General features: G+C 38.0%; 15 protein-coding genes and 1 tRNA gene. 3 read left to right on the plus strand and 13 right to left on the minus strand.

Annotated elements, in window-relative coordinates:
- Nucleotides 1-209 precede the first annotated feature (209 nt).
- From fbaA to dnaQ, 11 genes are all read right to left on the minus strand, one after another.
- A complete protein-coding gene (gene fbaA, locus DK857_RS00135) occupies nt 210-1,289 on the minus strand; it encodes a class II fructose-bisphosphate aldolase (RefSeq protein WP_109393339.1) in 1,080 nt (359 codons plus the stop codon).
- Between the two features lie 63 nt (nt 1,290-1,352).
- Nucleotides 1,353-2,516, minus strand: a complete 1,164-nt coding sequence (gene pgk / locus DK857_RS00140) for a phosphoglycerate kinase (RefSeq protein WP_109393338.1) — start codon at nt 2,514-2,516, stop codon at nt 1,353-1,355.
- 87 nt (nt 2,517-2,603) lie between these two features.
- The gene (gene epd, locus DK857_RS00145; protein WP_075673402.1) at nt 2,604-3,623 is read right to left on the minus strand and encodes an erythrose-4-phosphate dehydrogenase; all 1,020 of its coding nucleotides are present in this window, start codon (nt 3,621-3,623) and stop codon (nt 2,604-2,606) included.
- Between the two features lie 257 nt (nt 3,624-3,880).
- Nucleotides 3,881-5,875 (minus strand): transketolase, encoded by a 1,995-nt coding sequence (gene tkt, locus DK857_RS00150; RefSeq protein WP_109393337.1) that lies wholly within the window; start codon nt 5,873-5,875, stop codon nt 3,881-3,883.
- A gap of 556 nt (nt 5,876-6,431) precedes the next feature.
- Nucleotides 6,432-6,890, minus strand: a complete 459-nt coding sequence (locus DK857_RS00155) for a hypothetical protein (protein WP_109401254.1) — start codon at nt 6,888-6,890, stop codon at nt 6,432-6,434.
- A 156-nt stretch (nt 6,891-7,046) separates the two neighbouring features.
- Complete coding sequence (locus DK857_RS00160; RefSeq protein WP_109393335.1) at nt 7,047-7,397, minus strand: hypothetical protein; 351 nt, start codon at nt 7,395-7,397, stop codon at nt 7,047-7,049.
- 14 nt (nt 7,398-7,411) lie between these two features.
- Nucleotides 7,412-7,741, minus strand: a complete 330-nt coding sequence (locus tag DK857_RS00165; RefSeq protein WP_109401255.1) for a hypothetical protein — start codon at nt 7,739-7,741, stop codon at nt 7,412-7,414.
- On the minus strand, nt 7,738-8,091 hold the full coding sequence (locus tag DK857_RS00170) for a hypothetical protein (RefSeq protein ID WP_109393333.1): 354 nt from the start codon (nt 8,089-8,091) through the stop codon (nt 7,738-7,740). Before DK857_RS00170 ends, DK857_RS00165 begins: the two co-directional genes overlap by 4 nt.
- 1 nt (nt 8,092) lies before the next feature.
- The gene (locus tag DK857_RS00175) at nt 8,093-8,638 is read right to left on the minus strand and encodes an SMI1/KNR4 family protein (protein WP_109393332.1); all 546 of its coding nucleotides are present in this window, start codon (nt 8,636-8,638) and stop codon (nt 8,093-8,095) included.
- Nucleotides 8,639-8,772: 134 nt separating this feature from the next.
- Nucleotides 8,773-8,849, minus strand: a tRNA-Asp gene (locus DK857_RS00180).
- 123 nt (nt 8,850-8,972) lie between these two features.
- Complete coding sequence (gene dnaQ / locus DK857_RS00185; protein ID WP_075673397.1) at nt 8,973-9,725, minus strand: DNA polymerase III subunit epsilon; 753 nt, start codon at nt 9,723-9,725, stop codon at nt 8,973-8,975.
- Nucleotides 9,726-9,790: 65 nt separating this feature from the next.
- Between dnaQ and rnhA the strand changes: the two genes are divergently transcribed.
- Complete coding sequence (gene rnhA / locus DK857_RS00190; RefSeq protein ID WP_075673396.1) at nt 9,791-10,279, plus strand: ribonuclease HI; 489 nt, start codon at nt 9,791-9,793, stop codon at nt 10,277-10,279.
- Nucleotides 10,280-10,283: 4 nt separating this feature from the next.
- Here the strand turns inward: rnhA and DK857_RS00195 are convergent, their stop codons facing one another.
- A complete protein-coding gene (locus DK857_RS00195) occupies nt 10,284-11,000 on the minus strand; it encodes a methyltransferase domain-containing protein (RefSeq protein ID WP_109393329.1) in 717 nt (238 codons plus the stop codon).
- A 38-nt stretch (nt 11,001-11,038) separates the two neighbouring features.
- Between DK857_RS00195 and gloB the strand changes: the two genes are divergently transcribed.
- Nucleotides 11,039-11,794, plus strand: a complete 756-nt coding sequence (gene gloB, locus DK857_RS00200) for a hydroxyacylglutathione hydrolase (RefSeq protein ID WP_109401256.1) — start codon at nt 11,039-11,041, stop codon at nt 11,792-11,794.
- A 75-nt stretch (nt 11,795-11,869) separates the two neighbouring features.
- Nucleotides 11,870-13,204, plus strand: coding sequence for a murein transglycosylase D (gene mltD / locus DK857_RS00205; protein WP_109401257.1), 1,335 nt, complete (start codon nt 11,870-11,872; stop codon nt 13,202-13,204).
- A gap of 258 nt (nt 13,205-13,462) precedes the next feature.
- Here mltD and DK857_RS00210 read toward each other — a convergent pair whose 3' ends face one another.
- On the minus strand, nt 13,463-14,845 hold the full coding sequence (locus DK857_RS00210; RefSeq protein WP_109393326.1) for an SLC13 family permease: 1,383 nt from the start codon (nt 14,843-14,845) through the stop codon (nt 13,463-13,465).
- Between the last annotated feature and the right edge of the window lie 45 nt (nt 14,846-14,890).

Below are 14,890 nucleotides of genomic sequence, written 5' to 3' on the forward strand. Positions count from 1 at the left end.
AATAGGCGCTTTTTTATATCTGCTTTATCTCAACGTTAGATTTCATTTCGTATTGGCTAGATATCCCTAATAGAGACTAACCTACATCCCCCTCACACCCAACTTTAATAATAAATATCATCATAACCAAACTACCTAATCACTTTTTATCAGGCATAAAAAAACCCGCTAAATAAGCGGGTTTAGTTTAATCATTAAGAATGACTCAATTACAGAACGTCAACTGAATTCAGTTCTTTAAATGCTTGTTCTAAACGAACAACCATTGATGCTTGTGCTTGACGTAACCAATTACGTGGATCGTAGTATTTTTTGTTAGGTTTATCAGCACCTTCTGGGTTACCTAATTGGCCTTGCAGGTAGCCTTCGTTCTTTTTGTAGAACTGTAAGATACCATCCCAAGTTGCCCACTGAGTATCGGTATCGATATTCATTTTGATAACGCCATAATCAACTGCTTCTTTGATTTCTTCAGCAGAAGAACCAGAACCACCGTGGAAAACGAAATCTAAGCTATTGTGTGGCAGATTGAATTTCTGTGACACGTAGTCTTGTGAGTTACGTAGAATTTTTGGCGTTAACTGAACGTTACCTGGTTTATAAACACCATGAACGTTACCGAAAGATGCTGCGATAGTGAAACGAGGGCTTACCGCACTCAGTTTTTCGTATGCGTAGGCAACATCTTCTGGTTGAGTATAAAGCGCAGAGCTATCCATACCAGTGTTATCAACACCGTCTTCTTCACCACCAGTACAGCCTAATTCGATTTCTAAAGTCATATCGATTTTAGCCATACGCGCTAAATATTTAGCACAGATTTCGATATTTTCTTCTAATGACTCTTCAGATAAGTCAATCATGTGAGAAGAGAACAGTGGTTTACCTGTTTTAGCGTAGTGTTTTTCACCTGCATCTAACAGACCATCAATCCATGGTAATAATTTTTTCGCACAGTGGTCAGTATGCAGAATAACAGGAACACCGTAGTATTCAGCCATTTGATGCACATGATGAGCACCAGAAATTGCGCCTAAAATAGCAGCTTGCTGTGGTACATCAGATTTAAGACCTTTACCTGCGATAAATGCAGCGCCACCGTTAGAGAACTGTACAATCACAGGAGAACGAACTTTCGCAGCAGCTTCTAACACAGCATTGATTGAGTCAGTACCTACACAGTTAACCGCAGGCAGAGCAAATTTATTTTCTTTTGCTACTGCAAATACTTTTTGTACATCATCACCAGTGATGACACCCGGTTTCACGAAATCAAAAACTTTAGACATGTAATAAGATCCTATATTTGGAACAGGTAGAAAATAACTTTCTACCTGTATGAGCTGACTTAATTACTGTTTAGCGCGTTCTTCTAACATTGCAACAGCAGGAAGTTTTTTGCCTTCAACGAATTCTAAGAAAGCACCACCACCGGTTGAAATGTAAGAGATTTTGTCTGCGATATCAAATAAATCAATAGCAGCCAGCGTATCACCACCACCTGCGATAGAGAATGCCTCGCTATCTGCGATTGCATTAGCGATGATTTCTGTACCTTTACGGAAGTTAGGGAATTCAAACACGCCTACAGGGCCATTCCACAGGATAGTTTTCGCATTTTTCAGGATTTCTGCTAAACGCTCCGCAGTCACATCACCGATATCCAGTACTTGTTCATCATCTTTGATGTCGTTTGCTGATTTTAAAACAGCTTCTGCTGTTTCAGAGAATTCAGTCGCAACGCGAACATCACTTGGTACTGGAATATCACATTTTTCCATCAGCTTTTTAGCATCATCAACAAGGTCTGCTTCATATAAAGAACGACCTACTGGATGACCTTCTGCTGCGATAAAGGTATTTGCAATACCACCACCAACGATTAATTGATCAGCAATTTTTGATAAAGAATCTAATACAGTCAGTTTAGTTGAAACTTTAGAACCACCAACAATCGCAACCATTGGGCGAGCTGGTTTATCTAATGCTTTACCTAATGCTTCAAGTTCTGCTGATAACAGTGGACCCGCACAAGCAACTTGTGCAAATTTAGCAACGCCATGAGTTGACGCTTGAGCACGGTGAGCAGTACCAAATGCATCCATTACGAATACATCACATAATGCAGCGTATTGTTTAGACAGAGTTTCGTCGTCTTTCTTTTCGCCTTTGTTAAAACGAACGTTTTCAAGAACAACTAATTCGCCTGCATTGACTTCAACACCATTTAAATAGTCTTTAGCAAGACTAACTGGTGCAGTTAATTTGTCTTTCAGATAGTCAACAACTGGTTTTAAAGAGAACTCTTCGTTGTACTCACCTTCGGTAGGACGACCTAAGTGAGAAGTTACCATCACTTTAGCGCCTTGTTTTAACGCGGCTTCAATTGTTGGTAAAGAAGCACGGATACGCGCATCTGAAGTCACTTTACCATCTTTAACTGGAACGTTCAGGTCAGCACGGATAAGAACTCGTTTACCCGCTAGGTCTAAATCGGTCATCTTAATTACAGACATGATGAATCCTCTCATTGATTCTCTAAAATTTAGTAATCTTCTGTTCAGTGCGTCGTATTATTACGCGACACCATCATTAAAACATGATTATTTAAAACCAGTTGCAGCCATTGCTAACGTTGTATCAAGCATTCTGTTAGCAAAGCCCCATTCATTATCACACCAGACTAAAGTCTTGATCAGGTGTTGCCCACTGACTCTTGTTTGTGTGCCATCAACGATTGCACTATGAGGGTCGTGGTTAAAATCAGTTGAGACTAATGGCAATTCTGTGTAATCCACTATACCACGAAATGCGCCAGTTGCTGATTTTTGAATTAACCGATTGACATCTAACACATTTACAGCAGTTTTTACAGTGACACTTAAATCAATTGCCGTCACATTAATTGTAGGAACTCGTACAGAAATTGCCTCAAAATGATCCTTAAATTTCGGGAAAATTCGAGTAATTCCTGCTGCCAACTTCGTATCAACTGGAATAATAGATTGTCCTGCTGCACGAGTACGGCGTAAATCCTTATGGTATGCATCAATCACGGGTTGATCGTTCATGGCTGCATGGATTGTTGTTACTGTTCCTGATTCTATATTAAACGCGTCATCCATCATTTTTATAATGGGAATAATGCAATTCGTTGTACAAGATGCATTTGAAACAATTCGGTGCTCTTTTTTTAGTTCGTGTTGATTGACACCAAAAACGACTGTTGCATCTAAATCGGTTGTACCAGGATGAGAAAAAAGCACTTTCTTTGCGCCTTGTGCAATATGCGCTTCACCATCAGCACGGGAGCCATAAGCACCACTACAATCAAGTACAACATCGATACCAAGTTCACCCCAAGGTAAATCAGTAATATCAGCGTGGTGAAAAAGTCGAATAGTATCATCACCCACTTGCAATAAATCGTTATTAATTCGTACATCCCAAGCAAAACGTCCGTGACTGGAGTCATACTTGAGAAGATGCCCAATACCTTGCGCATCAGCCAATTCATTTATTGCAACAACCGTTATTTCAGCTCGTTTACCTGATTCATAAAGCGCTCTTAACACATTACGCCCTATACGGCCAAAACCGTTAATAGCGACTCTGATTGTCATGTGACTCCCTTGATAACTTGTGATTTGCAACCGCTTAGAATAATAGAGCAAGATACTAATCAACAACGATAAATCAAGTAAATCTAGAAATTGTGCAGTCACCGACACTTTAGGATTAACTGAAACGGTTCAGCTTACTAATAATCAGATTACGAGAAATGAGAGAAAATCGCAATAGTAAACAAAGATGGAAGGATAAAAAAAGAGCACATCTGAGAAATTCTTCCCAAAAATGTGCTCTTGTTAACACTTATTGATTATTTAAGTAAAGATTTTGCCTGTGTAACTACATTTTCAACAGTAAAACCAAACTCTTCAAACAGTTCGTTTGCAGGTGCAGATTCACCGAAGCTATGCATACCTACAATCGCACCATCTAAACCAACATACTTGAACCAGTAGTCAGCAATACCTGCTTCGATAGCAACACGAGCTTTCACTGATGCTGGTAATACTGCTTCACGGTAATCTGCATCTTGTTTATCAAATGCATCTGTTGCTGGCATAGAAACAACACGTACTTTACGGCCTTCCGCTGTCAGTTGTTCATAAGCGCTAACCGCTAATTCAACTTCAGAGCCTGTTGCGATAAAGATTAATTCTGGAGTACCGGCGCAATCTTTCAGGATGTAACCACCCTTCTCGATATTTGCCAGTTGCTCTGGAGTACGTGGTTGTTGTGCAAGATTTTGACGAGAGAAGATCAGAGCTGTTGGGCCATCTTTACGATCAATTGCATATTTCCATGCAACAGCTGATTCAACTTGGTCACATGGACGCCATGTGCTCACGTTTGGAGTTACACGTAAGCTTGCCATTTGCTCAACAGGTTGGTGAGTTGGGCCATCTTCACCCAGACCGATAGAGTCATGAGTATAAACAAAGATACTGCGGATCTTCATCAGTGCAGCCATACGTACAGCATTACGTGCATATTCCATAAACATCAGGAAGGTAGCGCCGTAAGGAACAAAACCGCCGTGTAATGCAATACCGTTCATGATTGCAGACATACCGAATTCACGTACACCGTAATGGATGTAGTTACCCGCTTTGTCTTCATTCAGCGCTTTAGAACCAGACCACATAGTTAGGTTACTTGGTGCTAAGTCCGCAGAACCACCCATGAATTCTGGTAATACTTTACCGAATGCTTCTAATGCATTTTGAGATGCTTTACGGCTTGCAATGCTTGAAGGGTTTTGTTGCAGATTTTCAATAAATGCTTTGGAATCTTTTTCCCAGTTTGCTGGTAATTCACCAGAAATACGACGTTTAAATTCAGCCGCTAATTCAGGGAACTGTGCTGCGTATGCAGCAAATTTAGCATCCCATGCAGCTTCTTTTGCTTTACCCGCTTCTTTTGCATCCCACTCTTTATAGATTTCTTGTGGAATTTCAAATGCGCCGTATTCCCAACCTAACGCTTTACGTGTTTCAGCGATTTCTGCATCACCTAATGGAGAGCCGTGGGAATCAGCAGTACCTGCTTTATGAGGAGAACCAAAACCGATAGTAGTTTTACAAATCAACAGTGAAGGTTTGTCTGTGATTTGTTTTGCTTCTTCAACAGCTGCTTTAATGCTTGCTGCATCGTGACCATCAATGCCACTAATTACATGCCAGCCATAAGCGTCGAAACGTTCTGCTGTGTTATCAGTAAACCAACCATGCACTTGACCATCAATAGAGATGCCATTGTCATCATAAAATGCAATCAGTTTACCTAACTGTAATGTTCCCGCTAAAGAACACACTTCATGAGAGATACCTTCCATCATACAACCATCACCCATAAAGGCGTAGGTGTAGTGGTCAACGATATCATGACCAGGACGGTTAAATTGAGCCGCTAATGTACGTTCTGCAATTGCAAAACCCACTGCGTTTGCAATACCTTGACCTAAAGGACCTGTTGTTGTTTCAACACCAGCGGTGTAACCATATTCTGGGTGACCAGGTGTTTTAGAATGCAATTGACGGAAGTTTTTCAGATCATCTAAAGAAAGATCATAACCAGACAGGTGCAGTAAGCTGTAAATCAGCATTGAAGCATGACCATTAGATAAAACGAAACGGTCACGATCAGCCCAGTTAGGGTTAGTTGGGTTATGATTTAAAAAATCACGCCATAATACTTCTGCAATATCAGCCATACCCATAGGGGCGCCAGGGTGTCCTGATTTAGCTTTTTGCACAGCATCCATACTTAAAAAACGGATCGCATTAGCAAGGGTTTTACGAGTGGTCATTTTCTACTCCAAGTCGGATAAAAAGCATCTAGATAGCTGATTCTCTCAATGCGGGCAAAAAACCGCAATATAAAAAATCCACAAAGGTGGATATCGTAATTAGCATAAAGCAATAATTCTTTGATTTGCACGGCATTTTTTACGATCAAAGCGGAAAATAACATTACACCACTGCATTGTTGCGCAACAAAAAGCAAAAAAGACAACAATTTGCGCAATTGAGAAGCGTGCTATTAAACCTTAGCTTGATATGACTAATCAAGATAAAATTTCATTGCTGAATTATCCATCAAATCAAATAAATACCGTGTTTGTTTTAATTATAACCTAATAACTGACTAAACTTGTTACAAGGACGTAGAATTATAAGAGCTTAAAAAAGATAAAAAGCAGATAATCCACTGATTCAGTAATAAAAATTTTATTTACATCATATATAACTAAAAGGGAAAATCAGCGTAACGTAAATGTTACTTTTAATATTAATAAAAAAGGATAAAACAAATTTAATTCTAGTTGTCACTCTAACTGAAAACTCTTTTTAAATAGCTAGCAGTTAAATCACCACTAATTTCTTTTTATAAAAACCTATCGGAAAATGACCTTGGTAGTAAATCTGAATGATCCTTTCCCAGTTGTCACCATAATTGAAATATTTTTCAGTAAGATACTGCCTAAATGCGTAACATATCGCATTTCTTGCTGCAATTTTAAAGTTATGTGCATCGTATTGAAATTGACTATCTGGTACAGGAAACGCTTCTAGACTCTCTATCACGGCTTTACTGACGACTAATCGCATCTCGACCAAATCTTTGGGGTATTCTTGTTTTATATAGAAAGGATCATCTTGTGTGGGAGAAGTTGGCAACCATTCGACATTTAAAGGCGATTCAAAACAAGCTTGGATACTTTGAAAATAGATAATTTTATTATCATCAACGCTCATCTTCCCCATATTAGAAAAAAAAGATGTAATGCTGACTTTTTGTTGGATTTCGTTAAAAAAGCTCATGGCTAATAGGCTCAATTATTTTTACGTTAACTCTGTCTGATTTCAACAAACTTTATATTACCCAAAGTAAGGATAACCTCTTCTTCTATATAATAGTTAAAGGCTGTAACGCTGGAAAAATACCTTATTTATTATTCAGGTCCATTCCATTTTAGTTTAACTATTATTATCTTCCACTAACGCTAAAAAATGATCTTGAAGATCGCCTTGAATTTCTTCATTGTCATAAATAAGCTGAAAATCTTCATCGATATTATTAACGAAATGAGTACCGTCTAGTGTTCCGAATATTGTTGATGCTGTATCTGTCATCACAATTTTCATCATATCAATCACTGATTGCTTTTCTTTTTCTGATAAATTAACAAAAATCTTATTCACTTGAGAGAAAGCACCTTCATGGTAACTTTCTGGATCTTGTCTATTTAATCTTTCACTATATTGCTTAAGATTATCTCCAAATAACTCTTTGTATATTTCATTAATAACAAGTTTATCTTTTTCCATTATTTTCCTTTGTATTAAAACCAACGCCCCATAGGTGAATTTTCTCTCAGATTTTTATCAATCAATTCTAGCGTAATGATATTTTGCTCAATAACAGGAGGCATGATTTCATCTAGAATTTCACAATCAATATGACAACCAGTATTATGAAATATAAGGTTTAAAGCCTCATCAATTAATGTGTATTCACCATGTTCCTTCATTTCAAGAATAAATTGAACAATGGCTTGTTTTATCTCTTTATTTTTATTGTATTCGGCTTGTTCAGTTTCAAATTCTTGATAATAAAAATGGTCGAGCATTTTAGATAGCATACTTAAACGTAAATAAAATTCCGTATTCATAAATTAATCCTAAATATCCCTAACACTATGATTTGATAGCGTGCAGGTTGTCTTTCACCTATAGCAAATAAACCAAGCAACTGCATATTTTCTTTTTTTGATCCTTGGATATCATACATTACTGATAAACCATCATAGGTATAGCTCGTTCCTAAATTTAAGGTGAGTCCTTTAATCTTATTTATTACCTGCTGTTTTACCTCTTCATCTAAGCTGTTTAAGTCTCTTAATTGCTTTACGCTAACTAACATATTTTCATCGTAATAAGGGCATTGAATAAGATGATTTAGCTGATAAAAATTATCTTCAAAACCATCATAAACTAGCTCTTTTTTCTTTATATTTTTCATCTTATTCAGGTTTTAATTGATGCCAAAATGAAGTTGTTTGAGATGATGTTAATTTAATAATTCTATCTGGCGAAATATCCGTTAAAAACAGTGTGGCAACTGCACTAAAAAAAACAAAAAAATTCGCTGCAATATGTTCAAAACTATCCATAGATGACTCACTCGTCATTGCAAAAACATTCCCTGTTTGAGTATTTAATAAAATGGTATAAGGATCTGACAATGCAATAACAATGATGTTTTCAGGTCGTTTATCACCAATCCACCATTGAGTAAACTCATTGGGGCTATTTAGCATGAAAAGTCTTTCAAGATAATCTTCACCGCAACCAAAACTAATATTAAATAATGAGAAATTATCTAAATTATAGAGAGAAATAAAAGAAGTAAAATCATCAGGAAGGGAGAGTGTTAGCGTCTGTTCTAGCAAACCTAAACCAGTAAGAGGTGTTGCTCTTTTAAAAAGAATTAAATCATTAAAATCCTCACCTAAAGGAGAAAATTTATCTTCTAGCTCTTTTGTGATTTGGTCGAGAGTTAATAACATAAGAACTGCCTCAAGAATAGTGTTAACTATTAAGATAAGATAACGTATTAACTGGGGATTGGAATAATTAAGATTTAAAGTTTTTTAGGCTAATAAAGCAAAAACCCCAGCATAAATGCTGGGGTTTAGAATGTTGGCGGAACGGACGGGACTCGAACCCGCGACCCCCTGCGTGACAGGCAGGTATTCTAACCAACTGAACTACCGCTCCGCGTATCCTTTCGGACGAGGTAAATATTACGAATCTCTTGCCTTGTCGTCAACTGTTTTTCTAACAAAAAGATGCATTTGGATAGTTTTTAATCTCAACTAAACAATTCTGCTTTTTTTATATTCAAACCGCCTCATCATTTGATGCAGGACGCCATAAACAATGCCCACCTTTCTTCTCAACTAAGTCTAATCGAGACTCATGCTCAGCAAGTTCTTCTGCGGTAGCTCTTATTACTCTTAATCCTGAAACTGGGCGCTCGATACGCTGAATATCATTTTGCTCTTGTTCGTTACTTGATTCGCCATCCATTGAAAATGCTAGTGCTGTTTGTCCACCGGTCATCGCCAAGTAAACATCAGAAAGTATTTCAGCATCCAATAACGCGCCGTGAAGAGTACGTTTAGAATTATCTATAAAGTATCTATCACATAAGGCATCAAGATTATTTCGTTTGCCAGGGAATAATGCCCTTGCCATTGCAAGGCTATCAGTAATTTGGCAGAACGTTTCAGTAGGCGGAATATCGCGATTAAGCTTTCTAAACTCATAGTCCATAAAGCCGATATCGAACGATGCGTTATGAATGATCAGCTCTGCGCCACGAATATATTCTAAAAACTCGTCGGCAATATCGGCAAAAGAAGGACAATCCTCTAAAAACTCATCACTAATACCGTGAACTTCAAATGCTTCAGGATCAACTAATCTTTCAGGCTTAATATAAACATGGAAATTTCGCCCTGTTAATCGACGATTGATAACCTCTACGGCACCAATTTCAATGATATTATGACCTTCATAATGAACGCCCAGCTTATTCATACCGGTGGTTTCGGTATCAAGTACAATTTGTCGTGTGATTGGAGTGCTCATAATCCGTTTTTATGTCAGACTTAGGGTTAGTTTTTCGTATTAATCAAAAAGGATAAGTCGCCTTTATGCACAAGCAGGTAGAAATATTCACCGATGGTTCATGCTTAGGCAACCCAGGCCCCGGCGGTTATGGCGCTATTTTACGCTATCAACAACATGAAAAAACCCTAAGTGAAGGTTTTTTTATGACCACCAATAACCGAATGGAACTTCTTGCCGCTATCGTAGCATTAGAAACATTAAAATTCCCTTGTAAAATTACACTGACAACAGATAGCCAATATGTCAGACAGGGTATCACACAGTGGATCCATAGCTGGAAAAAGCGCCAGTGGCGTAAAGCAGACAAAAGCCCAGTGCTTAATGTCGATTTATGGAAACGCTTAGATAGTGCTATTACTCGTCATGAAATCGAATGGCATTGGGTAAAAGGCCATGCAGGTCATGATGAAAATGAACGTTGTGATGAATTAGCAAAAACGGCGGCTCAATCACCTACACAAGAAGACACTGGCTATATTGAAAGCCAGAAAGATAAGACAGCCAACGAGTAATATTTTATGGCTCTGAATGATTGCGTGTAGCCCCTAAAACTCGACCTTTTACACTCATACGAGGCAATGCAAATTTCAACGCGGTGGGTGTTAAAGGAAGCGTTCTTTTACGAGCAATAATTAAATTTAAACATCCTCCGGTGTGATAGCGGCTACCATCACGTTTTATTGGTCTTGAAAATGGCATAATCTGAAAATTCTGTTGTGTCATCACTTCGTAATTTAGCACACTAAGCCAATCAATTTGGCGTCGAAGTGAAAACATACGACTTGAATAAGGCTGTTTTTGTCGCAAAAGAGGCGTGCATTTACCCAGTCCTAATAAACTAATAGGGTTGAAGCTCGTTAATACTATCCAGCCATCATCAATTAGAACACGATCAGCTTCTCTTAATAGCCAATGGGGATCTGCACTATAATCAAGCACATGAGCCATAAGGCAAACATCAACCGATTTATTTTCAAAGGGTAGATAATCCAAAGACGCCATAACATTCGCATTTATTGCATTCGATGTCACATTGACTTGATGTGAAACGATACTTAATTTGGTATCCAGTTCGGCACTGAGTTGACCGAGTTTCAGCAAATGAAAGCCATACATTTTCGGCCACCAGTTTTGTAAACGCAATTCAATCGCCATGCGATAATATTCTCCCCAAGGAATATCACGCCAAGAATCCGGCATTGTAATTGGTTTTACTGAACGCGCTGCTTTCATCGTTTAACCCTTTATATTTTATAAGTAAGGTAACTTATATGGAGCTTATCAGAATTCCTGCTTTATCCGATAACTACATTTGGCTATTAAGTAATGAAAATAGTGAATGTGTGATTGTGGACCCGTCACAGGCCAAACCTGTTATTGAAATACTCTCACAACGCTCACTAACACCTATCGCGATTTTATTAACCCATCATCATGATGATCATGTTGGTGGTGTTGCTGAACTTGTAAAAAAATATCCTAACATCGACATTTTTGGCCCACAAGAAACACAAAGTAAAGGGGCTGAAAATATTATTCATAATCAAGAGCGCATTATTGTTGGCTCTTTTACTTTTAATGTGATTGGCACGCCGGGCCATACATTGGGTCATGTTGCTTATTATTGCGAGCCCTATCTATTTTGTGGCGATACACTTTTTTCTGGTGGTTGTGGCCGTTTATTCGAAGGCACCGCACAACAAATGTTCAGTTCATTACAAAGATTAAGTGCTTTACCTGATAACACATTAATTTGTTGTGCTCATGAATACACCCTATCAAATATGACCTTTGCACATCATATCATGCCAGAAAATGCACTTATTACCGATTATTTAGCCCAAGTTAGTGAAATGCGTAAAAATTTGCAACCTACTGTGCCAATAACACTGAAAAACGAAAAGAATATTAATCTTTTTTTGAAATCTGACGATATTGATTTGCAAAGGATTTTAGGTATAACCACTAATACTTATGCTCCAATTAAGACATTTACAAAATTAAGAGAATTAAAAGACAACTTTTAATTCCTATTGGTTGTTTTATTTTGGCACACTAAGTATCATTTGGTTCAAAAAACACACAGGATGAATTTTTCTATTATGAAGACAAAAGCGATTTTGTTCTCCATATTGCTACTGGCGGGCTGCCAGCAATCTGAGAACATTAAACCTAATTTGTCTGCGAACGCACCAATATCAACGAAAGGGACTTCAACTTCTCACCAACCTCAATATGATGTAAAAACCAATTTATGGGGTTATGTGGTAAGTGAATTGAAAATGGATCTCCCTGAAAATGAAAGGATCTCGCAGCAAGAATTATATTTTTTAAATAATCCCAAACATATACAGAGCGTTGCTGCTCGTGCTGAGCCTTATATGTATTCGATTATTGATGAAATTGAAAAACGTGAATTACCGATGGAACTTGCACTTGTTCCTGTCGTTGAAAGTGCGTTTAATCCTCATGTTACCTCTTCAGCAAATGCAGCGGGTTTATGGCAATTTGTACCAATAACTGGTAATTACTATGGTTTGACACAAAATCAATGGTATGACGGTCGTCGTGATGTTATGGCATCAACTAAAGCGGCTCTTGATTTACTAGAGCGTTTATATGTGATGTTTGATAGTGATTGGGCACTTGCCCTTGCTGCTTATAACGCTGGTGAAGGCCGTGTTATGCAAGCAATAAAGGCAAATGAAAGTCAAAACTTACCAACAGACTATTGGTCGCTTTCTTTACCTAAAGAAACGATGAATTACGTGCCGAAAATCCTCGCTTTAAGTAAGGTTATTCGTGAAAACGAACAAGATATTACTTTTCCAAAAAGTAACTATCGCGATAAAGCATTAGCCTCATTTGATGTCGGTGAGCAAATCACGTTAAATAAAGTCGCTGAATTAAGTCAGTTACCTATTAATACCGTGAAAGACTATAACCCCGGCTATAAACGTGGAATAACTGCACCGAATGGCCCTCATGTCATTATGTTGCCTCGCAATAAGCTTGACCAATTCCGTAACGCTTTTGAAGATGAAGCTGTATTAGAAACTATTCGCTTGGCTGTCGCCAAAACGAATCAATCTATTAAGCAAGAAGGCGTTTATAAGGTTCGTTCAGGAGATTCGTTTTACGCTATTGCTCGTCGCTATAATATGAGTATCAAAGATTTACAGCGTATTAATGGGTTAAATGCAAAGAGCACATTACTGGTTGGTCAGACATTAAAAATTCATAATGCGGGTAGTGTCAGTAGCACCACAACAACGAAACCAACAAAACCTTCACCAAGCTACTATAAAGTACGCCAAGGTGATTCTTATTACAGTATTGCCCGTCGTCACGGCATTAACCTAAAACAGTTAATGGGCTGGAACGCTGACATTAAAATGTTAAAACCGGGTACTCAATTAACACTGTATATAAAATAGTTTTCTGCACTTTAGTTTCTTCAAAGCCATCAATATATTTAATGCCTTAGAGGTGATAAATAGAGATGGCTTTTTTCTTTCTTCTCAATGAGTAATCCCTTTCAAGAAAATCGCATCTTTTATTCTTCCTTTTTTCTATTTAATTTCGTTTGAATCCCCCCCTTTATTATTCAACATAATAGGCAATAAAAAAGCGCCTGATATTTAATTATCAAGCGCTTCATTTTTATCTCTATTTGATTAATTTAGCGTTCTAACTTATAGCCAGAAGAACCAAGCAAACAGAGAGATAACTAAGATACACACTAAGTTCAGTACACCACCAACACGTACCATCTCTGTCTGTTTGATGTAACCAGAACCAAAGACAATCGCATTTGGTGGGGTTGCAACAGGTAGCATGAACGCACAAGATGCACCGATACCGATAATCATAGTTAACGCCATTACTGGCATACCTAATGCTTGTGCAACAGTTGCAAAGATTGGTACTAATAACGCCGCACTCGCTGTATTACTGGTAAATTCAGTTAATACGATGATGAAGGTTGTTACTGCAAGGATAATCACGAACCAATGGCTATTACCAAAGGTATCTTTCATAAAGTCAGCCATAACCAAACTTGCACCAGATGATTGTAAAATTGCGCTTAGTGTTAAACCACCACCAAACAGCATTAATACTCCCCACTCTGTGTTCTCTTGGATTTGGCTCCAACTGGCTACGCCTGTAACACCGATAACAATTGCAGCACTGACCGCAATAACGGTATCCAAATCTTTTACACCACCAAAAGCACTGCTGATAAAAGAGCTGAAGATCCAGCATACGACAGTAATTAAGAAGATGATCATGGTAATAACACGTTTGTTATTCCACTCTAATACTTCTAATTTCAGATCAAACTTATGTTTTAAGTTAGGACGTAGCATCAGATACATCACGATAAACATGATAGGTAATAATACCAGCATGATTGGGACACCGTACTTCATCCACGTAATGAAATCTAAGTTTAATTGAGCTGCTGCAATCGCATTTGGCGGGCTTCCCACTAGCGTACCTAAGCCACCAATGCTCGCACTGTAAGCAACACCTAATAATACGAATACGAAAGTATTACGCTCTGAACGAATATCTAAGTTAGATAAGATACCTAACACTAAAGGTAACATCATTGCTGCTGTTGCAGTGTTACTGATCCACATTGACAATAATGCAGTGACACCAAATAACAACAATACCGCAATTGAGAGTTTACCTTTTGCAATCATCAGCAAGCGATTAGCAATTAAGCGGTCTAACCCTTGAATATGAAGCGCTGTCGCTAACGCAAAGCCACCGAAGAATAAGAAAATGATGGGATTCGCAAATGATTTTAATGACTCATTGGTATTCATTAGCCCAAGTACGACGGCTAAAATAGGTATAAATAATGCTGTGATCGTAACGTGAATAGCTTCCGTTAGCCATAACACTCCCACAAACACCATTAATGCTAAACCTGCATTGGCCTTTGGATCATAAGGTAAAAATTCAAGCAAAAGTAATAATAAAACGACATCGATTGCCAGAATAATTAACCCTCGTTTGTTTATCGGGCTTGATTTCGCCGATGGGGCTAAATTGGACGCGTCCATTGATAATACTCCACATTAGCTGATATGAACATTAGGTTCACTAAG

This window comes from Proteus terrae (assembly GCF_003144325.1).
In the GTDB taxonomy this organism is placed as follows: Bacteria; Pseudomonadota; Gammaproteobacteria; order Enterobacterales; family Enterobacteriaceae; genus Proteus; species Proteus terrae.